20 protein-coding genes are annotated in these 22,166 nt (G+C 70.0%); 11 read left to right on the top strand and 9 right to left on the bottom strand.

Annotated features, from left to right (window positions below):
- Position 1: 1 nt before the first annotated feature.
- From AABM41_07305 to AABM41_07285, 5 genes are read right to left on the bottom strand one after another with little or no spacing between them, the layout of a single operon-like run.
- Positions 2–583: an ECF transporter S component gene (locus tag AABM41_07305; protein MEK6192115.1), complete on the bottom strand. Its 582-nt coding sequence runs from the start codon at positions 581–583 to the stop codon at positions 2–4.
- A 34-nt stretch (positions 584–617) separates the two neighbouring features.
- Positions 618–2,273 (bottom strand): ABC transporter ATP-binding protein, encoded by a 1,656-nt coding sequence (locus tag AABM41_07300; protein MEK6192114.1) that lies wholly within the window; start codon positions 2,271–2,273, stop codon positions 618–620.
- Positions 2,274–2,283: 10 nt separating this feature from the next.
- Positions 2,284–3,123 carry an SAM-dependent chlorinase/fluorinase gene (locus AABM41_07295; protein ID MEK6192113.1) on the bottom strand — a complete coding sequence of 280 codons (840 nt, stop codon included), beginning with the start codon at positions 3,121–3,123 and terminating at the stop codon, positions 2,284–2,286.
- A 38-nt stretch (positions 3,124–3,161) separates the two neighbouring features.
- A complete protein-coding gene (locus AABM41_07290) occupies positions 3,162–3,554 on the bottom strand; it encodes an MBL fold metallo-hydrolase RNA specificity domain-containing protein (protein MEK6192112.1) in 393 nt (130 codons plus the stop codon).
- Positions 3,548–4,693 (bottom strand): MBL fold metallo-hydrolase, encoded by a 1,146-nt coding sequence (locus tag AABM41_07285; protein MEK6192111.1) that lies wholly within the window; start codon positions 4,691–4,693, stop codon positions 3,548–3,550. Before AABM41_07285 ends, AABM41_07290 begins: the two co-directional genes overlap by 7 nt.
- Positions 4,694–4,733: 40 nt before the next feature.
- Between AABM41_07285 and AABM41_07280 the strand changes: the two genes are divergently transcribed.
- From AABM41_07280 to AABM41_07270, 3 genes are all read left to right on the top strand, one after another.
- Positions 4,734–5,819, top strand: coding sequence for an ATP-dependent DNA ligase (locus tag AABM41_07280; GenBank protein ID MEK6192110.1), 1,086 nt, complete (start codon positions 4,734–4,736; stop codon positions 5,817–5,819).
- A 100-nt stretch (positions 5,820–5,919) separates the two neighbouring features.
- On the top strand, positions 5,920–7,617 hold the full coding sequence (locus AABM41_07275) for a DUF885 domain-containing protein (GenBank protein ID MEK6192109.1): 1,698 nt from the start codon (positions 5,920–5,922) through the stop codon (positions 7,615–7,617).
- A 24-nt stretch (positions 7,618–7,641) separates the two neighbouring features.
- Positions 7,642–8,226: a GNAT family protein gene (locus tag AABM41_07270; GenBank protein ID MEK6192108.1), complete on the top strand. Its 585-nt coding sequence runs from the start codon at positions 7,642–7,644 to the stop codon at positions 8,224–8,226.
- On the opposite strand, the gene AABM41_07265 is transcribed toward AABM41_07270, so the two are convergent.
- Positions 8,223–9,698 carry a flavin monoamine oxidase family protein gene (locus tag AABM41_07265; protein ID MEK6192107.1) on the bottom strand — a complete coding sequence of 492 codons (1,476 nt, stop codon included), beginning with the start codon at positions 9,696–9,698 and terminating at the stop codon, positions 8,223–8,225. The two genes, AABM41_07270 and AABM41_07265, sit on opposite strands and share 4 nt — an antisense overlap.
- A 21-nt stretch (positions 9,699–9,719) precedes the next feature.
- Positions 9,720–11,078, bottom strand: a complete 1,359-nt coding sequence (gene ligD / locus AABM41_07260) for a non-homologous end-joining DNA ligase (GenBank protein MEK6192106.1) — start codon at positions 11,076–11,078, stop codon at positions 9,720–9,722.
- 25 nt (positions 11,079–11,103) lie between these two features.
- On the opposite strand from ligD, the gene AABM41_07255 reads away from it, so the two are divergent.
- Positions 11,104–11,982, top strand: coding sequence for a YihY/virulence factor BrkB family protein (locus AABM41_07255; protein MEK6192105.1), 879 nt, complete (start codon positions 11,104–11,106; stop codon positions 11,980–11,982).
- Positions 11,983–12,145: 163 nt separating this feature from the next.
- Entirely contained in the window at positions 12,146–13,462 is a 1,317-nt protein-coding gene (locus tag AABM41_07250) for a peptidoglycan DD-metalloendopeptidase family protein (protein MEK6192104.1), read from the top strand.
- An 18-nt stretch (positions 13,463–13,480) separates the two neighbouring features.
- Here AABM41_07250 and glgP read toward each other — a convergent pair whose 3' ends face one another.
- On the bottom strand, positions 13,481–15,583 hold the full coding sequence (gene glgP, locus AABM41_07245; GenBank protein MEK6192103.1) for an alpha-glucan family phosphorylase: 2,103 nt from the start codon (positions 15,581–15,583) through the stop codon (positions 13,481–13,483).
- A gap of 70 nt (positions 15,584–15,653) precedes the next feature.
- Between glgP and AABM41_07240 the strand changes: the two genes are divergently transcribed.
- The 4 genes from AABM41_07240 to AABM41_07225 are packed head-to-tail and all read left to right on the top strand — an operon-like array spanning position 15,654 to position 19,497.
- On the top strand, positions 15,654–17,675 hold the full coding sequence (locus tag AABM41_07240; GenBank protein MEK6192102.1) for a hypothetical protein: 2,022 nt from the start codon (positions 15,654–15,656) through the stop codon (positions 17,673–17,675).
- A gap of 10 nt (positions 17,676–17,685) precedes the next feature.
- Entirely contained in the window at positions 17,686–18,171 is a 486-nt protein-coding gene (locus tag AABM41_07235) for an isoprenylcysteine carboxylmethyltransferase family protein (GenBank protein MEK6192101.1), read from the top strand.
- Between the two features lie 31 nt (positions 18,172–18,202).
- Positions 18,203–18,796 (top strand): isochorismatase family protein, encoded by a 594-nt coding sequence (locus AABM41_07230; protein ID MEK6192100.1) that lies wholly within the window; start codon positions 18,203–18,205, stop codon positions 18,794–18,796.
- 17 nt (positions 18,797–18,813) lie between these two features.
- The gene (locus AABM41_07225) at positions 18,814–19,497 is read left to right on the top strand and encodes a hypothetical protein (protein ID MEK6192099.1); all 684 of its coding nucleotides are present in this window, start codon (positions 18,814–18,816) and stop codon (positions 19,495–19,497) included.
- On the opposite strand, the gene AABM41_07220 is transcribed toward AABM41_07225, so the two are convergent.
- Positions 19,469–19,657, bottom strand: a complete 189-nt coding sequence (locus tag AABM41_07220; protein ID MEK6192098.1) for a hypothetical protein — start codon at positions 19,655–19,657, stop codon at positions 19,469–19,471. The genes AABM41_07225 and AABM41_07220 overlap by 29 nt on opposite strands.
- A 168-nt stretch (positions 19,658–19,825) precedes the next feature.
- Here AABM41_07220 and AABM41_07215 point away from each other — a divergent pair, with 168 nt between their 5' ends.
- Entirely contained in the window at positions 19,826–20,164 is a 339-nt protein-coding gene (locus AABM41_07215) for a zinc-ribbon domain containing protein (protein ID MEK6192097.1), read from the top strand.
- A 118-nt stretch (positions 20,165–20,282) separates the two neighbouring features.
- Complete coding sequence (locus AABM41_07210; protein ID MEK6192096.1) at positions 20,283–22,166, top strand: transketolase; 1,884 nt, start codon at positions 20,283–20,285, stop codon at positions 22,164–22,166.

Below are 22,166 nucleotides of genomic sequence, written 5' to 3'. Positions count from 1 at the left end.
GCTAGCGCCCCATCTGGGCCGAAATCGGCTCCCAGGCGAGGACGAGGATGGGGGTCACGATCGCGGCCGCGATGGAGTTTGCGATAACGACCGGGATGTACTCCGTGGTCAGGATCGTGTTGAAGTCCAGCTCGGGGGTCAAAACGAGACCCAGGAAGATCACCAGGAAGCCGATGACGGTGGCCACCACGCCCGCGACGGCGGCGATGAGGGCCTTGCTCCCGACACTCGTCATCCGGCTGGCCATCCAGATCGGGAACAGCCCCGCGATCATGCCGGCGAGTCCGTTGGCCAGGCTCCAATGCGGCGACGTGAACGCGCCCCAGCCCGTGAGCTGGTCACCTACCACGTTGCCCACGAAGCCGGTTAGGAACCCGACGATGGGGCCGAACGCGAATCCGAAGAACGTCAGGAGCCCGTAGTGGGGTCGCACACTGACGCTCTCGGCCCCCGGAATCTGGATGGCGAATGAGATCCAGTTGAAGACGGCGTACAGCGCCGCACCGATGGCGGAATAGACGATGACCCGGGTCGTCAGCGACCACGGGCTCGGGGTGGACTGTGGCTGTGCCATTGCTGTCATGGGCGGTTTGTGCCTCCTCCGATGCGAGCCGGTGTCACGATCCCGGCGTGGTCCGTTCGGTGACGACCATGGCCGCCAGGGTCTCCGGGCCGAAGAACCGTCCGGAGCGGCCGCCCCAGCGCAGGTTCGCCTCCATCAGCGAGGTCTCGCGCAGGTTGCAGGCCCTCCAACGCTCTCGGTCGGCGATCACCTCCGACGGTGCGCCGTCGGCCGCGATGCGGCCGTCGCGCAGGAGGAGGATTCGGTCGGCATGGGTCAGCGCCAGGTCGACATCGTGTGTGACGAAGTAGACGCTCTCCAAACCGGCGATCCGCTCCACCTCCCTCATGAACGCCGTAGCGCTCCGATAGTCCTGCCCGGCGGACGGTTCGTCAAGGACCAACGTCCGGGGCTGGAGGGCCAATGCGACGGCGATCCCGAGCCGTTTCTGTTGTCCATGCGACAGGGTCCGCGGCGGGCGCGACTCGACCTCCGGTTCATCGGCGAGGCCCACCCGCCGGAGCGCCCGCGCCACCAGGGCGTCGAACCCGCCCGGGTCGCGGCCCAGGTTGCGCGGCCCGAACAGGAGCTCGTCGCGAACGGTGGGCGCGAACAGCATCTGGGACGGGTTCTGGAACACGTACCCGAAGGTTGCCGCCAGGTCGGCCACGCTCCGGCCCACGGTCGACTCCCCGTCCACGAGAACCTCGCCCTTGGTCAGCGGTCGCAGGCCAATGGCCGCCTTGAACAGGGTGGTCTTCCCCGACCCGTTGGGCCCCAGCACGGCCACTCGCTCCCTGGCTCCCAAGCTCGCGCTGACGTCGTGCAGCACGGTCCGCCCGTCGTAACCGGCCTCCACGTGCCGCCACTCGAGCCGCGGCGGGGCGTTCTCGGGCCGAGTCCTTGGCGCATCGGGTTCGGAAGGGACCGATGGCGCCGCTGACGCGGCGCGTGCGCGGCTCATCCAGGTATAGAACGGCAGCTTCACCGTGGTCGGGTCGGCGCTGGCCAGGAATCCATCCATGGATCCGAGATAGCGGGTTGCGCCCTGCTCGAGGTACAGCGCCCGATCGGGTCGGGCGTCGAGCACGTCCTCGATCCGATGCTCCACGATGACGACCGCCGTGCCGGCGTCGGCCAGGCGGCGGACGAGGGCCAGGAGTCGACGCGCGGCGGCGGGGTCGAGGTTGGCCAGGGGCTCGTCCAGCACCAGGAGCCGCGGCTCGAGCATGAGCGCGCCCCCGATCGCGACCTGCTGGCTCTCACCGCCCGACAGCTCATCCGTGGTGCGGTCCATCAGCGGCGCCAGCCCGCTGGCCGCCGCCACCCCAACCAGCCGGCGACCGATCTCATCACGCTCGACGCCCAGGTTCTCGGGGCCGAAGGTGAGCTCGGCCGGCACGGTCGAGGCCACCAGCTGACGGCTCGGATCCTGGAGCACGGTCCCGACCAGGGTGGCCAGCCCGCGCAGCGGGGTGGTGTCGGTCGGGTGGCCAGCGATCCGGACGCTGCCGGTCAGGTCGCCGTGGTAGGAGTGGGGGATCAGCCCGTTCAGCGCCCGGATCAGGGTCGACTTGCCGCACCCCGACGGGCCGGCGACCAGGAGCACCTCTCCGGGCCCGATCTCCAGCCAGATGTTCCGCAGGGCCGGCTGCGAGCCGCGGCGGTAGCGGAACGTCAGTCCCTCGACGACGGCGATCGGCTCGGTCACGCGCGCGGTGTCACTCGACCTGGATTCGGATGGCCTGGTCCTGCGCCAGGCCCAGCTCGGCGGCGGCATTCCCCTGGTTGACGGCCAGGGTCAGGCGGTCGTAGGAGTCGATATACAGGATCGGCTCGCCAACCGGCACGTTTCCGAACGTGTCCGCCCAGCCCAGGCGCCGTTCCGCGGCCCCATCGGCCCGGACGCGCACGGCGCGGCCGGGCCGCATCGGTCCTACGACGGCCTCCAGCTCGTGGCGGAGCCCGGCCAGCTTGCAGTTACCAAAGGTGTCCACGTAGATCACCGTTGTCTCGACGCCGTCAGGGATTGGAGTGGCGTCCGGGATGACCAGGTCGACCAGTGTGGCCGGATCGATCTCGGGACCAAGCTCCCCAACCGGCAGTCCGCACGCCAGGTGAGCGGCCGCCGGGGCGAAGATGTCACGGCCGTGGAAGCTGGAGCTCACCGGGCGCAGCCGATGGGTGTCGCTCGTCAGCTCGTGGACGGCCCGGATGCCATCCAACCGGCGGGCCGCGGGGAGCAGCAGGCCGTTGTCCGGGCCGATCAGGACGTCATCGCGGCCCACCACCAACGCCACCGGGCGTCGGTGGGTGCCGACCCCCGGGTCGACCACGGCCATGTGGATCGCCACCGGGAAGTACGGCAACGCGCACCAGAGCATCAGCGCCCCGTCCCGAATGGCGTATTTCGTGACCTCGTGGCTGATGTGGACGACGGTCGCCTGAGGACAGATGCCCAAGATAACGCCCTCGCAGATGGCGCCCGACGGGTCGCGGGCGCCGAAGTCGGTCAGCAGGCTGACGACGGGGCGAGGCGGGTCCTCGGGCCAGGGCGACATGCTCCGATGGTAGCCGCCGCTGGGTCAGCGGTGGAAGGTCACGGCCGGATCGCCGCCGTTTCGCCGAGCACCGGCACGCGGGCCACCACGCCCAGTCCGTCATGGATCCGGGCTGCGAACGCTGCTGCGGCCGCCGGCTCGCCGTGGGTCACGAACACCGAGCGCGGCCGGCCGTCCGCGCGGCCGGCGTCCCCGAAGTGCCGTATCCAGGCGTCCAGCTCGGCCTGGTCGGCGTGCGCCGAGAAGCCGGAAATGGTCCGGACACGGCACTGGACGGGCCATTTGGCGCCGTCGATTCGGGCCTCGGTTCCGCCGTCCTGGAGGTGGCGGCCCAACGTTCCCTCGGCCTGGTAACCGATGAACAGGAGGGTCGCTCGCGGATCGGGCAGCAGGTCCTTGAGGTGGTGGAGGATCCGGCCCCCGGTCAGCATGCCCGAGGCGGCGACCAGGATGAACGGGCGCGCGGGCTGCCGACGATGGCCTTGGATGCCTCGACGCTGCTCGTGCACTCCTGCCCCGGATACTCGAGGGGGGAATCGCCCGACTGCAGGAGGGCAAGGGTCTCCGGGTCGTAGCCCTCGGGATGGCGCAGGTAGACATCGTTGGCCTCGCAGGCCATGGGGGAGTCGACGAACAGCGGCAGGTGCGGGATGCGTCCCGCTCGCACCAGGCTGTCGAGGATCCAGACCAGGTGCTGGGTGCGTCCGATGGCAAAGGCCGGAATGAGCAGCACACCGCCGGATCGAGCGACGTCGGAGATGACCTCCACGAGCTCGTTGACCGCCTGGTCCGGGTCAGGATGATCATGGTCGCCATAGGTCGACTCCACGACCACGACGTCAGCCTGGGTGAGGGGGGTCGGGTCGCGGAGGATGGGCGTGTCGGGCCGCCCGAGGTCGCCCGAGAACACGATGCGGGCGCTCGTCCCATCGGCGTCACGGGCGGTCAGCTCGATGATGGCCGAGCCGAGGATGTGCCCCGCGTCATGGAACGTGGCCTCGACCTCGGGGACCACCGTGGTGGGCGTCGCATACGGAATCGGGCGAACCCGGTCCATGGTGCGAGCCACGTCCTCCAGGTCGAAGAGCGGGGCGCGGGTCCGCGTCTCCATGGCAGGAGGGCGCTCCGTCCGGGCGGCGACCGCGGCCATCTCCAGCTCGGTAGCCGCGCTCTCCGATTCCTCGGCCGGGGCGGAAGCTGCGGCCGCCGGCGCGGCCTCAGGGTGGTGGCGGGCCCACCGCGCCGCGGCGTAGGCCTGGAGGTGCGCGCTGTCGGTCAAGACAATTGAGGCCAGGTCGCCAGTGGCCGCGGTTGCGAACACTGGCCCTCGGTACCCGGCCCGCACCAGGGCCGGCAGTCGACCGATGTGGTCGTTGTGGGCGTGGGTCAGCAGGACCGCGTCAACGCTGTCGGGCGGGTACGCGAATCCCATCCGGTTGCGGGCAATCTCCTCCATCCCGCCCTGGAACATGCCGCAGTCGATCAGGATCCGCCGCTCATCGACGCTCAGCAGGTATTGCGACCCCGTCACCCCGCCGGCGGCGCCCAGGAATCGAAGGCTGATCGGCATTGCGGCCGAGTATGCCGCAGCCGCCGACTACTATCCCGACATGGCCTTCCCCATTCCACCGCCCATCGAGCCCATGCTGGCCAAGCCTCAGCCCGAGATCCCGACTGGCAGCGAGTGGCGCTACGAGCCGAAGTGGGATGGGTTCCGCGCGCTTGTCTTCCGCGACGGGCCCGAGGTCTACATCCAGAGCCGTGACCTGAAGCCGCTCAACCGATACTTCCCTGAGCTCGAGGCGCCACTGCGGGCCGTCGGCCGGCCCGCCGACCGATTCGTGCTGGATGGCGAGATCGTCATCGCCGCCGAAGGTGGCCTCGACTTCGAGGCCCTCCTGCTCCGGATCCACCCGGCTGCCTCCCGGGTCGCCATGCTGGCGGCCACCAGCCCGGCTTCGTACGTGGCCTTCGACCTGCTGGCCGAGGGCGACCGGGATCTCCGGCAGGAACCCTTCGCCGAGCGCCGGGCCGGCCTCGAACGGCGGCTGGCGAAGCCGCCGCCATCGGTCCAGCTCACGCCGGCCACCGACGATCCGGCGACCGCGCGGCGCTGGTTCGCCGTCTTCGAGGGCGCGGGACTCGACGGGGTGATCGCCAAACGAGCCGCCCAGGGCTATGTGCCGGGCAAGCGCGAGATGGTCAAGGTCAAGCATCAGCGCACCGCGGACTGCGTGGTGGCCGGGTTCCGCTGGCACAAGAACGGTCCGGGCACGATGGTCGGCTCGCTGCTGCTGGGCCTGTACGACGCGGCCGGCGAGCTCCAGCACGTGGGGGTCACCAGCTCGTTCACCATGGCGCGGCGCCGGGAGCTGGTCACCGAGCTGGCGCCGCTGCGCCGCGGTGCCCTGAAGGGGCACCCGTGGCGCCAGTGGAAGGAAGCCGAGGTCGAGTGGGAGGGCCGGCGCATGCCGGGCGCCACCAGCCGCTGGAACCGAGGCAAGGATCTGTCCTGGGAGCCGCTCCGGCCCGAGCGGGTGGTTGAGGTCGCGTACGACCATCTCCAGGGTGACCGGTTCCGGCACGCGACGACCTTCGTTCGCTGGCGCCCGGACCGCAAACCCGAGACGTGCCGATACGACCAGCTGGAGGAGACGCCGCCCGCCCTGCTGGCTGACCTGTTCGGCGCCGGCTGACCGCGCGCCGCCGTGCCGGGAGCGGCTCGCGGTACACTCCGGCCGCATTCATCCACCATTCCACGAACGGCATGCATCCACCTCAAGGAGGTCTGGTTCCGTGGCCCATCAGGACCCGAACGCCGCCGTCACCGACCTGGCGGACCGCTTCTGGGAAGGCGTCCTCGAGCGCGACCCGATTACCGCCACCATCTATGGCGACGACCGATACGACGACCGCTGGCCCGACCTCGGCCCGGATGGACGGGCCGCGGAGCGCAGCGCCCTTGCTTCCGCGCTGGCCGAGGCAGAAACCATGGACCCGGCTGGGCTTGACGTCGAGTCCGGCATCACCCGCGACCTGCTGATGCTGGTCGCCCGGAATTACCTCGAGGCCCTCGATCGGCGCCTGTACCAGCTGGCCGTGAACCACATGTCCGGGGTCCAGACCTGGCCGAGCGAAATCGCGCAGTACCAGCGGGCGGAGACGCCCGAGGGGCTGCGCCGCTTGCTGGCCCGGTTCGAGGCCTTCCCGCAGCTCATCGACCAGCACATCGGCACGCTTGACGAGGGAATCGGCGACCATCGGACCTCGGCATCGGTCCCGGTCCAAAAGGCGGTCGAGCAGATCGACCGCATGCTGGCGGTGCCCAGCCATGACGCCCCCTCGGTGACGCTGGCCAACGTGGCCGACGAGCCGGCACGGGACGAGGTCCGAACCGCGGTGGCGGCGCACGTCTATCCCGCCCTGCAGCGCCTCCGCGACTACCTCGCCGAAACGTACACGCCCCACGCAGCTCCCACCCCCGCGCTGGGAGACACGCCAGATGGAGCGGCCGCCTATCGGCTCGCGATCCGGATGCAGACCACCGTTGATGCGACCCCCGACGAGGTGCATGCCTTCGGCATGGAGGACCTGGAGCGGATTGAGGCCGAGAAGGACGAAATTGCGCGGCGCCAGGGCCACGCCGACCGTCACGCGTATGCCGCTGCCCTGGCCGCCGATCCCTCCAATCGGACCTCGGATCCGGCGCACATCATCGAGCTGGCGCGCGAGCAGACCGACCGGGCGTACGCCACGGCGCCCCGCTTCTTCGGCCGCCTGCCGGCGGCGAACTGCGTGGTCCTACCGGTCGAGGAGTACCGCGAGCGGGAGTCGGCGCCGGCCTTTTACATGCCTCCGACCCTGGACGGCTCGCGTCCGGGGCAGTACTACCTGAACACGTACCAGCCGGCCGAGCGCCAGCTCCACAAGATCGCGGCCATCACCTTCCACGAGGCGACCCCGGGTCACCACTTCCAGATCGCGATCGAGATGGACCTGGAAGGCCTCCCCCGCTTCCGGACCCTGGGCGCGAAGATGGCGGGTTCGGCCTACGTCGAAGGCTGGGGCCTGTACACCGAGCGCCTGGCCGATGAGATGGGCCTGTACCTCACCGATGCCGAACGGATAGGCATGCTCGACGCGCAAACCTTCCGCGCCGCGCGGCTGGTCGTCGACTCGGGGCTGCATGCCATGAGCTGGACCCGCGAGCGCGCCATCACCTTCATGCACGAGCGCGGCTCGCTGCCGATGGTGGATGCCGAGATCGAGGTCGACCGATACACGATCTGGCCCGGCCAGGCACTGTCGTACAAGATGGGCCAGCGCGAGATCGAGCGCGCCCGAGTCGACGTCGGCGCGCAGCTGGGCGAGCGGTTCGACCTGCGCGTCTTCCACGACGAGGTGCTGGCGCACGGCTCGCTCCCGCTGGAGACCCTGCGCCGCGAGATCCCGGGCTGGGTCTCGGCAGCGCTGGCCACCCCGGCCGGGGCTTAGGGTCCACCGGCCCCCGGCCTGGCCATGCTCCGCCCGGAGCGGATCGTGCTCGACGGCCGGGTCGTCCGCCTCGAGCCGCTGGAGGAGCGGCACCGGGACGACCTCCTGGCGGCGGCGGCCGAAGATCCGGCCACGTGGCGGTACATGATCGCCGACCTTTCTGTGGGGCCTGACGCGTGGCCCGATTACCTCGCCGACGCCCTGCGCCCTGAGTACGTGGCCTGGGCCACCGTCGAGCGCACCTCAGGCAGGGCGGTGGGTTCGACGCGCTTCGGGGACATCGCACCCGAGCACGGGCGGGTGGAGATCGGCTGGACCTGGATCGCCCCCTCGCGGCAGCGATCCGCGGTCAACACCGAGGCCAAGCTGCTGCAGCTGACCTATGCCTTCGACATGCTGGGGGCGGGCCGAGTGGCTTTCAAGACCGACCTGCGGAACGAGCGCTCGCAGCGGGCGATCGAGCGGCTGGGGGCGGTTCGCGAGGGCGTGCTTCGCCGCCACATCAAGCTCCCCGATGGGCACGTTCGGGACACGGTGTACTACTCGATCCTGGCCGACGAGTGGCCGGCGGTGAAGGCGCGGCTCGAGGAGTGGCGGAGCTCCTCCTAGGGGGCGGTGTGAATGCCCTGGGCGGCCCGGATCCCCGACTCCAGCGCGCCCTGGATCCAGGCGTGGTGGAGCGAACAGTGCTCACCTGCGAAATGGATCCGGCCCTCGGGTTGAACGATGTCGGCCTGTAGCTGCGTCTGCTGCTCGGGCTGGAACAGGGCGAACGCACCGTTGGCAAAGCGGTCGTTGTCCCACGCGTGCGATGCGCCCACCTCGTACACGTCGCGAATCCGTGGGTGGATGCGGCCCACATCCTGGAGCGCTTCCTCCTGACGCGTCTCCTCGTCCATCGCCCCCCACCGGGCCGCGTCCTGCGACCAGGTGTATGAGGCCAGCAGGACGCCGCGCGGGGTGGTTGGGTCGGGGGTCGGGTAGTTGATGCGGCGGATGGGGAGATCGGTCACGGTGGCACCGCCGAAGATCCCGTCATCGGTCTCCCACACCCGTTCGCGGACCTGGAACAGGACCTTGGTCGAGGCGGAGTAGTTGAGCTGGCGCACGGCCCGCTGCTTCTCCCGCGAGAACGGGGTCAGGACCTCGACCTGGCGGAGGACCGAAAAGGGAATCGCGCAGATGGCGTAGTCGCCCCGCTCGGTGTAGCGGCCGGCCTCGGTCTTGAAGTGGACTGTCACGCCTTCCGCGTCCTGCTCCATCGCGAACACTTCGGCGCCGAAGCGGATCCGCTCCTCCAGCTGGGAGTAGAACGCGCGCGGCAGCAGGTCCATGCCGCCCACGATCTCCTGCATGTCCTCGAAGGCGCCGCCCAGGTCCTCGCGCAGCTCCTCAATGACGGCATTGTTCATGTCGGCCTCGACGAAGTTCATGACGCCGTACATCTCAATGGCGCCTTCGGAGAAGCCCTTCAGGATGAGGAACTCGCGGAGCGAGTACTGGTCGTACTGGTGCACGATCTCGTCCCAGGCTGGCGGTCCGTCCCGTTCCAGCATCTCCCGCAGGTCGCGCGTCGCCTCGTCCCACAGGTCGCCATAGGTCCGCCCGCGCTCGTGTTCGGCCACTTCGAACCCCAGACGGTCGGGCTCCAGTCCCGCCTCCTCGGCGGTCATCCGCTCGCCGGCGACATAGACCAGGCCCTTGGGGTTGCCCATCAGGAACGGACGCAGCTCCAGGCCGAACAGGTCGCAGTAGGCGAGTGTCAGGTCATGGACGCGCGGGATCCGCATGGCCCCCGCCTCGCCGTACAGCCCGGGGGCGAACGAGCGCATGGTGTAGACCCGGCCACCGACCCGGTTCTGGGCCTCGAGGACGATGGGCTGATGTCCCTGGCGGGCGAGCTCGAAGGCGGCGACCAGCCCGGCCATGCCGGCCCCGATCACGATCACCCGTTTGGGGGTGCCGCCGGGCGGCCCCAACCCCTCCTGTGGCACGGCCATGATTGCGGGTGAGGGCGGCTCCGCCGAAGGCTCTGGTTGCTCGTCGACGTCGGCCTCCAGGGGAGTCGTCGTCGGGTCCATGCCCGGCATCCTATCGGCCGCTCAGCCCGGACGAGCGCTGGACTCGCGCCACTCGCGAAACGGGTCGTAGTCGGGGTCGGGTGGTTCGGGTTCCGGGCGATCCGCAACCGGGACGTGGCGCAGATTTACCCGCACCCGCCACCAGATCGTGGAGCGGCCGCGCATGGCGTCGAACAGGACGTCGTCCACGGCCAGGTGCTGCGCGGCCGCCGGGTGACGGGCCTTCCAGCGCTCGAGCCCGTCCTCAACCTCGGCCCGCGTCGCAGCCTGTGCTACTACCACCAGCGGGGCGCGCGAGCGGCGGCGGCCGGTGGGGGAGGGGATTCCCGGCTTGGCCGGCTTGGGCGCTTCGGTCTCAGCCGCATCGCCCTTCGCCGGCTGCCGGCGTTTGGATGGCTGGACCCGGGGCGGCTCCCCCGGCTGCTTGGCGTAGTTGGGCGGCCAGGGAGCGTCGCCCAGTCCCTCGGACTCGTGGCGTGCCACCAGATCCAGCAGCGGCTCGAGCGAGAACGCCTCGGCGTCAATCCCGGCCCCCACGTCCCCCAGGCGCTCCACCCTCCCCGGCACGGTGGCAACTGTGAAGTCGGCCGGCTCGCAGTCGGGCACCTCATCCCAGGTCACAGGCGTGGAGACGCGGGCGTCGGGAAGTGGCCGGACCGAGTACGCCGAGGCCACGGTCCGATCCTTCGCGTTCTGGTTGTAGTCGAGGAACACGCCGTGACGCTCCTCCTTCCACCATTTGCTGGTGGCCAGCGCCGGCGCGCGGCGCTCAACCTCCCGGGCCACCGCCAGGGCGGCTCGCCGGACTTCCCCAAAGCCCCAGCGCCGCTCGAGCCGGACGTACACGTGCATGCCACGCGAGCCGGACGTCTTGGGCCAGGCCGCGTAGCCCAGCTCGTCGAACAGCTCGCGGATGACCAGGGCCACGGACCGCACGTCCGGCCACGCCACGCCGGGCCCGGGGTCGAGGTCCATCCGCAGCTCGTCCGGATGCTCCAGGTCGTCGCCGCGCACCGGGTGCGGGTTGAGGTCGACGCAGCCGAGGTTGACGACCCAGGCCAGGGCCGCCGGGTTGGACACGATGACCTCGTCCGCCGTGCGGCCGGACGGGAAGGACAGCTGCACGGTCCTCACGAACGGCGGCAGCTGGGCGGGGGCGCGCTTCTGGAAGAAGAAGTCGCCGTCTGCCCCGTTCGGGTAGCGCTTCAGTGCCATCGGCCGGTCATGGACGCCGCGCACGGCTCCGTCGGCAACCGAAAGGTAATATCGGATCAGGTCCAGCTTCGTGATCCCGGCTTCCGCGAAGAACAGTTTTCCGGGATTGCTGACCGATACGGACTCCCCGCCGATCTCAAGGCTGACGGCTTCGGTGGGCGCCATCGCTCTAAGGGTAGCCGGAGTGGGAATGACTACCATCGCCGATCGGCTCAAGCAGCGCCTGGCCGCGCTCTCGGATCGGTCACCGCTGATCGGGATTGCGATCGCCGCCTACCGTGGGTTCGTCGACCACGACGCCATGGCCCGAGCCGCCGCGATCGCCTACTACAGCATCCTCACCCTGTTTCCCTTCGTCATGCTGGGATTGGTGGCGGCCTCGCTGCTCATCGGCTCCGGGCAGGCGCTCGACGTCGTCATCCGCCAGGTCGCAGACGCCTTCGGGTTGGATCCAGCGTCCGTGCGTTCGGCGGTCGCCTCCGTACGGAAGAGCCAGGCGTTGCTGGCGGGGCTCGGCCTCGGTCTGCTCGTCATCGCGGTCGTGCCCTGGATTTCGGCCGTCCAGCGCGGCATCGCCCGGGCGTTCGGAGACCAACGGCGGTCGCGCGCGCGCGCCACGCTCGGCAGCCTGTTGGTGCTCGGTACGGCAGCGGTCCTGATCCTGTTGTCCGGCGTCTGGTCCAGCCTGATCGACGTCATGGTGGGACTCTTCGAGCGCTTCCTGCCTGGTCTGGTCATCGCCGACCTCACGCTCCGATTTGCGCTCTACCTCCTGCCCGGGGTTGTCGTGTTCGGCGTCATGACCGTGTTGCTGCGGGTCATCCCTGGCGGGAAGCAGACCTTGCCCGACGTGTGGCTGGGGTCGCTGGTGACCGCCATCGGCTTCGTCGCCTTGCGCATCGTCTTCGACATCTACGTGCAGCTGTTCGTGGCCGGGAGCGGGGGATTGGCCGGCCCATTCGGAGCCATCTTGGTGGGCCTGCTGTACGTCGACTTCCTGGCCATTGCCGTCCTGGCCGGAGCCGAGGTGGCAGCCGCGGTCGTCCACCGTCGCGACGCCAGCCGCTAGCGCCCCGCAGGTCGGTTGAGTGCCGTCCTGTGAGGTCTGGTGTATTACGGTGTAGTACATTCGCAGCGTCGTCAAGGTTGACGACCCGGGGTAGGATCGGCGGGCACTTTTATCCGCGGGGGCTGGATAGGGCGATGAATATTCCCTTGCCCGACATCGTGTCATGAGTCGTGGACCGCGCCTGGTCGGCATACTGGTCGCCCTGGTGGTGGTCGGATCGACGCTGGTTGGTTCGTCCCCCACAGATCAGGCGTTCGGCGCTGACCCGCTGTCCGAGGCACAGGCCAAGCAGCGCGAGTTGCAGGAGGCGCTCGCCTCCCAGCGCCGCCAGCTCAAGGACCTGCAGGCTCTCTCTGCGACGCTCGACCAGCGGCTGAACGCGGCCATGGCCGAGCTGGCAGCCGTCAGCTCCGAGTACGAGCGTGTGGCGGGCCTCCTGGTCCAGGTCGAGGCCCAGATCGTCGAGGTGACCGCTCGGCTCGAGGCACTCCGCGCCCGCATTGCGACGCTGGACGCCTTGCTCATCACGCTGGCCAAGGAGATCGAGCACCAGAACCGCGACCTCGAAGCCCGCGAGACGTTACTCCAGGATCACTACCGCGACGCATACGAGCGGAGCCAGACGTCGTTGCTCGAGGTCCTGCTCGCGGCTGACTCGTTCGAGGTCGTCGCCACCCAGGTCGGCTACCTGCTGACCATCTCGGAGCAGGACGCCGCGCTGGCCGAGGAGATCCGCCAGATCCGGGCCTCTCTGGAGCAGAACCGCGAAATCCTCCGCGAAGGGCGAGCCGAGCTCGCTTCGGCGCGCGACGTCGAGGAAGCAGAAGCCGCGCTCCTGGCCGCGCGCCAGGCCGAGTTGGCCGCCCTCAAGTCGGACTTGGCCGCCCTGAAGGCCGAGGCGGAGGCCAAGCAAGCTGCACAGGAGGCGGCGCTCAACGCGGCCCTGTCGGCCCAGGGCAACATCCAGACCCAGATCACCGCCAACCAGGAGGCCGCCAACGCGGCCGCCGCGTTGGTCACGCGGCTGCTGGCCGAGTCCAACGTCCAGATCAGCTCCCGCGGCTTCCGCTGGCCGGAGGACCACTTCACGGTCACCCAGGAATGGGGCCCCACGAACTTCGTCCTCGAGCCGCCCTACACCTTCAACGGTACCTACTACCCCCATTTCCACGGCGGCATCGACATCGCCAACGGCTGTGGGACCCCGATCAAGGCGGCGGGCAACGGGGTCGTGGTCGCGTCGGGTCAGCCACTCTGGCCCTGGGACACCGGCTTTGGCGTGGTCATCGATCACGGCGGTGGCGTCTTGACCTGGTACTGGCACCTGCGGGCGCAGGTCGTCGTGTATCCCGGCCAGGGCCTGTCTCTCGGCGACGTGATCGGGTACGAGGGCAATACCGGTTGGTCGACCGGCTGCCATCTCCACTTCGCGGTGTACGACCATGGGGTGTGGACCAACCCGCGCTGGTACCTCCCCTAGCCGAAGCCGCAGGCTGGCTCAGCCGATGCCGGCAGCCACGTCACCGATGCCAATCACGGGGCGATAGAGCCGTTCGACGTACTCCGCCAGCACCCGCTCCGCGGTGAAGCGGGTGAGGCCCGTCGCCAGCGCGGCGCGCATGAAGCCGATCCATCGAACGGGGAGGCCGTCCGGATCGCGGTCATAGAACGTCGGCACCACCTCGGCCTCCAGGACTCGGTACAACGCCTCCGCGTCCCCCGCATCGTGGCTCATCTCAGATGCGTCGGTTCCGTTCCCGATGGCCCAACCGTTGGCGCCGTCGAAGGCCTCGTCCCACCAGCCGTCGAGAATGCTGAGTGACGGAACGCCGTTGATCGCGGCCTTCATCCCGGACGTGCCCGAGGCCTCGAGCGGGCGGCGCGGGTTGTTGAGCCAAACGTCGACCCCGGCCACCAGGAAGCGCGCCACCCGCAGGTCGTAGTCCTCGATGAAGAAGATCCGGCCGGCCGTGCCCACCCGGCGCGAGGCCCCGACCACCCGCCCGAGCACCGCGCGACCCGGCTCGTCGGCCGGATGTGCTTTGCCCGCGAAGATGATCTGCACCGGTCGGTCCGGGTCCGCCAGCAGGTTGGACAGCCGATGCATGTCGTGCAGGATGAGATCAGCGCGCTTGTAGGTCGCGAATCGGCGCGCGAAACCAACCGTCAGCGCCTGGGGATCGAGGGCCCCGGCCAGGTCGCCCACCGCTTCGGGCGCCACACCGTGACGGACGGCCTGCCGCGTCAGTCGGCCGCCGAGGAAATCGATCATCTGCCGCTTCTGCTCGGCATGCGCCTCCCAGAGGTCGCGATCGGTGATGGCGGATAGGTCGCGGCGGGCCAGGGCGGCGCGCATCGGCTCCGCCTGCCAGGTCGCGACGTGGACGCCGTTGGTCACCGCACGCACCTCGCGCCCGAGGGATGCCTGCCAGGTGAGGGTGGCGGTTCGCCCGTGAAGCTGGCTGACGGCGTTGATCCCAGCCGCCTGGCGTAGCCCGAAGGCGGTCAAATCGAAGTCACCGGGGAACTGCCCATTCGGGCCACGGCCCAGCTCCAGCAGGCGCTCGGGGGCCAGGTTGATCGCCGCCGCAGGACCACCCAGGAGTTCCGCGGCGAGCGCGGGGTCGTAGCGCTCGTTCCCCGCCGGGACCGGGGTGTGGAGTGTCATGACCACCCCGCGGCCGGCGCGACGGAGCGCCGCTTCGCCGTCCTGGCCCGGGCCCATTGCCCGGGCCGTGCGCGCCCGCTCGATCAGGACCAGCGCCGAATGCCCTTCGTTGAGATGCCAGACCGCAGGTTCGATGCCCAGCTCGGCCAGCGCGCGAGCCGCCCCGATGCCGAGCAGCAGCTCTTGCGTCAGCCGGGTCCGGCGCTCGGCGACGTATAGCTGATCCGTGATTCGTCGGTCATCGGGCTGGTTGCCGGGCATGTCCGCGTCGAGGAGGAGGAGCGGCACCCGTCCGACCTGGGCCACCCACACTCCGAGCCGCACGGGGCGTCCGGGGAGCTCGACCACCACCTCCAGCGGCTTGCCGTCCGCGTCCGCGGCTCGGCGCAATGGGAGGTCCGCGGGATCCATATCCGGCTCCAGAGGCTGCTGCCGGCCGTCGGCATCGATGTGCTGACGGAAGTAGCCCCGGTGGTAGAAGGGCCCCACGGCCACCATCGGCAGGCGAGCGTCGGACGCGGCTTTGCATAGGTCGCCGGCGAGCACACCCAGGCCGCCGGAGTACACCGGCAGGGACTCATGGAGTGCGAATTCGGCGCACAGGTACGCGATCGGGCCGCCCAGGTCGTCCCCCAGGCCAGGCGTGACGTCATCCAGTTCCAGGTGGAGCCGCCCCACCATCGCCTGCGTATCGGCCACGAAGCGCGTGTCGGCCGCAAGCGCCGACCACCGCTCGGCATCGGTCTGGCGCAGGAGATGAATCGGGTTCCGTGTACGCGCCCAGGTCTGCGGGTCGATCCGCGCGAAGAGGCGCAGCGCATCGGGGTGCCAGCTCCACCACAGGTTCTCCGCCAGCTCGCGCAGGCCCTCCAGGCCGGGCGGGTGAGGCAGGTCCGAGCGGTCAAGGGTCGGGACTCGAACGGGGGCAGCCATTGGCGCGGGATGATATCGGTCAGACGGCTGTCGCGACTGTCCCCGACGCGGTACGCTAAGCACCCTTCTGATGGACGGCTACTCGGTCAACGAGGCGGCGGCTGTCCTCGGCATCCCGGAGGGACGTGTCTGGGAGCTGCTCGCTCGCGGCGTCCTTGCTGGGTCGACCGAGGTTGGCGGCGACATGCGCGTAATTCTGCGCAGTAGCGCCGTGGCTGAGGTGGCCCCGCCAACTCCCACCGCGAACGGCGGGCATGGGACCCAAGGCGGAACGAACGGTGGCGGCAACGGCGGCGAGCTCTCCGCGTTTCGCGAGCTCCTGACCGAGTTTCGCAACCTCACCGAGCGTTACGGGCAGGCGTTGCTCGCCCTCGGCGAGGCCCGCGGCGAGGTGGCCTCCCTCCGAGGACGCGTCGAGCTGCTGGAAGCCCGCGTTGAGTTTCGCCTGCCACGCGTCGAGGCCCCGATGGCGGCGTGGGAGTCAGGACCACCGTCTGAGCCCGACCTGCAGGCTGCCCGCGAGCCGATGCCCGAGCCCGACCTGGCGGCTGCGGTGGAGCCGATGCCCGAGCCCGAGCCGGAGGCTGCCCGCGAGCCGATGTCCGAGCCCGACCTGGCGGCGGCGGTGGAGCCGATGCCCGAGCCCGAGCCGGAGGCTGCCCGCGAGCCGATGTCGGAGCCCGAACCGGAGGCTGCCCGCGAGCCGATGCCCGAGCCCGACCTGGTTGCCGCGGTGGAGCCGATGCCCGAGCCCGACCTGGCGGCCGCGGTGGAGCCGATGCCCGAGGCTCCCGAGCCCGAAGTTGCCGCGCCAGAGGCCAGCGCAACCGCGCAAGCTCCGCCCGAACCTGCCGACGCAACTCCGGCCGAACCTTCCACCCCGCCATCGGTCGCGGCGACCCGCAAGCCCAAGCGAAGGACGCGGCGCGCGCGTTCGTCACGCCCGAAGGCGTCACGGCCTGCGCCCAGGAGCCGCTCGCGATTGGCCGTCTCTGGCTTTGCCGAAGCGCTCGCTCGCGCGGAGGATCCAACCACCGCGGAGGTTTTCACGGGCGACGCGCCGCTACCCGGGGCCGACGAAGCCGCCGAGGCGCTGGCGGCCTACAACCAGGAATTGGCGACCCCGGTCATGGAGCCGCCAGCCACCGAGGGGTCGGCAATCGAGGCGCCAGCCACCGAAGCTCCAGTCCCGGTGACCATGCCGGTATTCGTTCGGCCTGGCTATACGACCGAGACCCCGGAGCCAGATTGGATCGCCGAAGAAGATCTCGTCGTCCCCGTCAGCCGGGTTGCGCCGACGGGTGAGCAAATGGAGCGGGCGGTTGCCGCCTTGGCCGTCGCCGAACGCGACGCCGATGTGGATGAGGAAGCCGCTCCGGATGAGGAAGCCGCTCCGGACGAGGAAGCCGCTCCGGACGCGCAACCGGCCGTCGACGAGGAAGCGACGGAAGAGGCGGAAGCCACGATCGAAGACATAGCCGAGGCGGTAGAGGTGGTGGCCGCGGTCGACGCGAACGAGGACGTTGAGGTCGAGCCGGACGAGGCAGAAGGAACCGCCAAGGGTCCGACCGAAGCCGCCAACCACAGTATGTTGGGGATGCCCGTCACCGCCGACGAATGGGCAGGCCCGGAGGCGGACATGGTGCCCGAGCCGGCATCTGAGGTTGCGGTCCTGCCCGAGATTGCTGCCGAGCCCCCGGCCCCGGACGACGACGCCCTGCTGGATGCGTTGGACCGGTTCTCCGAGCCCCCGAGCATTCCCCGCGAACCGGCCTTCTGGGAGCCCGAGGGTCGGTCGCGGGCACCGTTTGCGATTCCAAACCTGGAGGGCTGGGAGCCGGCCGAGATCGAGGCGCTCCGGGCGGAGCTTCGCCGCTTTGGGACCGCCGCCATCCCACCCACCGTTGCCGTCGGGCCGGCGTCCGTGACCCCTCCGCCTGTAGCCGCACTTCCACCCGAAATTGCACCTCCATCGGCCGCGGCCCCGCCGCCTGCTCCGCGGCCGTCCCCTTCGGTGCCCCCCGCGCCGCCACGACGGCCACGTGGCCCAGCGGCCCGTGCCGTGCGCCGATTGCGACACCTGATGGGCTGACGCCCGGCTCGTGAGTCCCATACCGGCGCTCGGTCGGCGCGGCGAGGGTTGGGTCCTGCTCCAGGTGGCGCTGATTCTCCTGGTCGCCATCCTGGGAGCGCTGGCCCTCCCGGCGGCGATCGAAGAGTGGCCTTCCAGCTGGCCGTTCGTGATCCAGGGTGCGCTGCTGGTCGGAATCGGAGGATGGGTAGTGATGCGGGCCGCGCGACGCCTCGGCGACAGCCTCACGGCCTTGCCTCGACCCCGCGACGACGCCAGCCTGGTCCAGGACGGAATCTACGCCCGGGTCCGCCACCCGATGTATGCCGGGATCGTGGGGCTGGGCCTGGGGTGGGCCTTGGTGACCCTCAGCCTCCCGGCCTTGGTCGTCGCCCTGGTCCTGGCTATCGTCCTTGACCTGAAAGCCCGTCGGGAGGAAGGATGGCTCGCGGATCGATACCCGGGATACACGGAATATCGGTCGCGGACCCACCGTTTCATTCGCGGCGTGTACTGAACCCCCGAAAGCCACCGGCTACCATCGGCTCATGGCCCGATATGACTCCACCACCGCGCTGCTGGTGGTTGACGTCCAAAACGATTTTGCCGACCCATCCGGCAGCCTGAGCGTTCGGGGTGGGGCTGACATCGTTCCGCGGCTGAACGCCGAAATTCGACGGGCCCTGGAGGCCAGAGCGACCGTGATCTACACGCAGGACTGGCATCCGCCTTCCACGCCGCACTTCGCCAAGGACGGGGGGATCTGGCCGGTGCATTGCGTGACCGACACCTGGGGCGCCGCGTTCCATCCCGACCTGGTCGTGGCCGGGCCATCGGTCCGCAAGGGGAGCAACGGGGAGGACGGCTACTCGGGCTTCACGATGCGCGACCCGGTAACGGGCACGGATCGACCCACGGAGCTGGAATCCATGCTCCGTGAGCAAGGCGTCGCGCGGGTGGTCATCGGGGGCCTGGCCACTGACTACTGCGTTCGGGCCACGGCCTTGGACGCGGTGGATCGCGGATTCGCCGTCGCGGTCCTGACCGATGCTGTGGCCGCGGTCGACCGGCAACCCGGGGACGGGGCACTGGCCCTGGAGGATGTGGCCGCCGCGGGTGCCAGACTGGCCACCACCAGCTAGCGAAGGTGGAAATGGACGTGCTCGGGCTTCCGGCGCGCAGGCTGGCAAGGGGGCTGGTCTGGTTCGGGGTGGTTGGGCTTGTCCTGACCACGGTGATGATGGTCGCCTGGCTGGGCGGGCTGGTGGCCATGCGCGACCTTGACGAGCGGCTTGAGGCCGACCGACAGGCCACGGCGATTTCCCTGGCCCAGGCTGCCGCGCTGATGGGCTCAAGCGCGACCACGCTGCAGGACGCCTCCGCCTCGCTGGGCAGCGTGCAGGAGACGCTGGACGACGCCGCCCGTCTGCTGGATCGGCTGGCGACCAGCACCGGAGATCTGGCGGAGGCCCTGAACGTCACCATCCTCGGCCAGCAACCGTTCGCCGGCACGTCGCAGTCCTTCGAGGACGTTTCGGGAGACTTGGACATCCTTGCCACCCGTTCCGAGGCCCTGGCCACCGAGGTCGAGACCTTCCACCCGGACCTCGAAGTCGTCGCGGCCGATCTGCGCACCGTTGAGACCGCGATCCGCGCACTTGCCTACCGGATCAATTCCTTCGACGGCGTCGAGGACCTGGTCGGCCTGATGCGAGGCTACGCCCTGCTGTCGGCCCTGTTGGCCGCCTGGTTGGCCTCGTTGGCAGCCGGATGCGTCTGGGCGGGGCGCCAGCTGCAGCGGGCCGGCGCGGCCCTCAACGCCGAGACCACCCCCACCAGCTGAGGGCCAGTCCGCCGACCACCGCCACGGCTCCGATCACGACCCAGATCCGGCTGCCCGTCATGAAGCTCGCCGAGATGATCACGTTCAATCCCTGGAGGATCCAGATCGCTCCGGCGACTGCGATCAGGACCCCGACGATGGTCATGAGGACCGGACGCACAATCGAATGGTAGACTTTCGGCCGTTCCGGACTGCTCGTCCGGCGTCCAGAGCCTTTCCCTCCCCTCCCACCACGGTTTCGTCGGCTCACGGGGTAGTGGTAAGACCCGTGGCCGGTACACCGAGCGAGCGCGAACCGGAAGGTTCAACTCATAGTGGGAGGTCCAGGGTGACCTATTCCGACCAGGTCCTGACGTGTTCAGACTGCGGGACCGAATTTGTCTTCTCCGCATCGGAGCAGAGCTTCTTCGCGGAGAAGGGCTTCACGTCGCCGCCCAAGCGGTGTCCGTCCTGCCGCGCGCAGCGTCGCGCGTCGGGCGGGTACGGGGGCAGCAGCAGCTACGGCTCCGGCGGAGGCTACGGCGGCGGTGGTTCCTACGACCGTGGCCCGCGGGAGATGCACGACGCGGTCTGCGCCCGGTGCGGCAAGGACACGCAAGTGCCCTTCAAGCCGACCGGCACGCGCCCTGTCTACTGCAGCGACTGCTTCCGCCTCGTTCGCGGATAGACCGATGGTGCCGGCAGCGGCCGGCACCCATACGCCAGGCGGCGCCCTCCGGGGCGCCGCTTTCGTTTTCCAGGCGCCTGAACCCGCAGGATCGCCCTCGATGGGTATCATGCGGACCGTGACCCGGGAGCACGATCTCGACCTCTGGCGCGAGCTTGGCCAACAGCTCCGGGTGGATTCGATCCGCGCCTCGAGTGCCGCCGGCTCGGGCCACCCCACCTCGTCGATGTCGGCGGCCGACCTGATGGCCGTCCTCCTGGCCGGTCATCTACGCTACGACTTCAACCGGCCGGACGACCCGCGCAACGATCACCTCATCTTCAGCAAGGGGCACGCCAGTCCGCTCCTGTACGCGATATACGCCGCGGCCGGCGCGATCGACGACGCCGAGCTGCTCACATTCCGCCGCCTCGGCAGCCGGATCGAGGGCCATCCCACCCCCGTCCTGCCGTGGGTCGACGTGGCCACCGGTTCGCTGGGCCAGGGACTGCCGATCGGCGTCGGCGTGGCGCTGGCCGGCAAGCAGCTCGACCAGCTGCCGTATCGGGTCTGGGTCCTGTGCGGCGACAGCGAGATGGCCGAGGGGTCGATGTGGGAGGCCATGGAGCACGCCGCCCACGCGGGACTCGACAACCTGACCGCCATCCTGGACGTGAATCGGCTGGGCCAGACCGGCGAGACGATGCATGGCTGGGACCTGGACGCGTACGTCCGCCGGGCGCAGGTCGCGGGCTGGAATGCGATGGCCATCGATGGGCATGACGTCGCCGAGATAGACCAGGCCTATACCGATGCCGCGCGGACCGAGCTCAGGCCGACGATGATCGTGGCCCGCACCGAGAAGGGTCACGGCGTGGCCGCGGTGGCCAACCAGAACGGGTTCCACGGCAAGGCGCTGGCCGATCCCGAGGCTGCCATCGCCGAGCTGGGCGGACTCCGCCACATTCGGGTCTCGGTGTCACCGCCGGATCAGACGATCGAGATCCGTCCGCGTCCGGAGCCAGACGTCGTCCGTCTGCCAGCCTACGAGGTCGGGACCACCGAAGCCACCCGCCGCGCCTATGGCGAGGCCCTGGCCGCGGTCGGAACCGCCCGTCGCGAGGTCGTCGCCCTCGACGGCGAGGTGAGCAATTCGACGTATGCCGAGATCTTCCGCCAGGCGCACCCGGACCGCTATTTCGAGATGTACATCGCCGAGCAGCAGATGGTGGCCGCGGCGGTCGGGATGCAGGTCCGCGGCTGGCGTCCTTTCGCGTCGACCTTCGCCGCCTTCCTGACCCGCGCCTACGACTTCATCCGGATGGCTGCCGTGAGCCGGGCCAACCTGTCCCTGGTCGGGTCCCACGCCGGGGTGTCCATCGGCGAGGACGGCCCGTCCCAGATGGCGCTCGAGGACCTGGCCATGATGCGCGCCGTCCACGGCAGCACGGTGCTGTACCCGTCGGACGCGAACCAGGCCGCGGCCCTGGTGGCCCAGATGGTCGACCTGCCGGGCGTCGTCTTCCTGCGCACGACCCGCGAGAAGACCCCGGTCATCTACCCGCCCGGCGAGGCGTTCCCCATCGGCGGGGCGCGCGTCGTACGCAGCTCACCCGACGACCAGGTGACCCTGATCGGGGCCGGGATCACGCTCCACCAGGCGCTGGCCGCCGCCGACGAGCTGTCCCGCGAGGGCATCGGCGCCCGGGTCATCGACCTATATAGCGTCAAGCCCATCGATGCGGAGGTCCTCCGCGAGGCTGCGGCCGTTACCGGCCGGCTGCTGACGGTCGAGGATCACTGGCCCGAGGGCGGGCTCGGGGACGCCGTGCTCGAGGTCTTCGCCGATGTCCCCGAGCGACCGCGGATCGTGAAGCTGGCGGTGCGGGCCATGCCCGGCTCGGCGACGCCGGCGGAGCAGCTCGCCGCGGCCGGCATCGATGCCGCGGCCATCGCCGCCGCGGCCCGGGACCTGGTGACGGGCACGGCCGCGCCGGTTCCGGCTGACGTGGCCGCGCGTTGA

It is taken from the genome of Chloroflexota bacterium, assembly GCA_038040195.1.
Classification (GTDB): Bacteria; Chloroflexota; Limnocylindria; order QHBO01; family QHBO01; genus DASTEQ01.
Note: the sequence above shows the minus strand (reverse complement) of the source record. Positions and strands in the feature narration are given on the sequence as shown.

Excerpts from the sequence above, each read along its gene's own strand:
- AABM41_07305 (MEK6192115.1), bottom strand. The coding sequence starts at position 583 with ATGACAGCAATGGCACAGCCACAGTCCACCCCGAGCCCGTGGTCGCTG.
- AABM41_07295 (MEK6192113.1), bottom strand. The coding sequence starts at position 3,123 with ATGTCGCCCTGGCCCGAGGACCCGCCTCGCCCCGTCGTCAGCCTGCTG.
- AABM41_07290 (MEK6192112.1), bottom strand. The coding sequence starts at position 3,554 with ATGCTGACCGGGGGCCGGATCCTCCACCACCTCAAGGACCTGCTGCCC.
- AABM41_07285 (MEK6192111.1), bottom strand. The coding sequence starts at position 4,693 with ATGCCGATCAGCCTTCGATTCCTGGGCGCCGCCGGCGGGGTGACGGGG.
- AABM41_07280 (MEK6192110.1), top strand. The coding sequence starts at position 4,734 with ATGGCCTTCCCCATTCCACCGCCCATCGAGCCCATGCTGGCCAAGCCT.
- AABM41_07270 (MEK6192108.1), top strand. The coding sequence starts at position 7,642 with ATGCTCCGCCCGGAGCGGATCGTGCTCGACGGCCGGGTCGTCCGCCTC.
- AABM41_07265 (MEK6192107.1), bottom strand. The coding sequence starts at position 9,698 with ATGGACCCGACGACGACTCCCCTGGAGGCCGACGTCGACGAGCAACCA.
- ligD (MEK6192106.1), bottom strand. The coding sequence starts at position 11,078 with ATGGCGCCCACCGAAGCCGTCAGCCTTGAGATCGGCGGGGAGTCCGTA.
- AABM41_07255 (MEK6192105.1), top strand. The coding sequence starts at position 11,104 with ATGACTACCATCGCCGATCGGCTCAAGCAGCGCCTGGCCGCGCTCTCG.
- AABM41_07250 (MEK6192104.1), top strand. The coding sequence starts at position 12,146 with ATGAGTCGTGGACCGCGCCTGGTCGGCATACTGGTCGCCCTGGTGGTG.
- glgP (MEK6192103.1), bottom strand. The coding sequence starts at position 15,583 with ATGGCTGCCCCCGTTCGAGTCCCGACCCTTGACCGCTCGGACCTGCCT.
- AABM41_07240 (MEK6192102.1), top strand. The coding sequence starts at position 15,654 with ATGGACGGCTACTCGGTCAACGAGGCGGCGGCTGTCCTCGGCATCCCG.
- AABM41_07230 (MEK6192100.1), top strand. The coding sequence starts at position 18,203 with ATGGCCCGATATGACTCCACCACCGCGCTGCTGGTGGTTGACGTCCAA.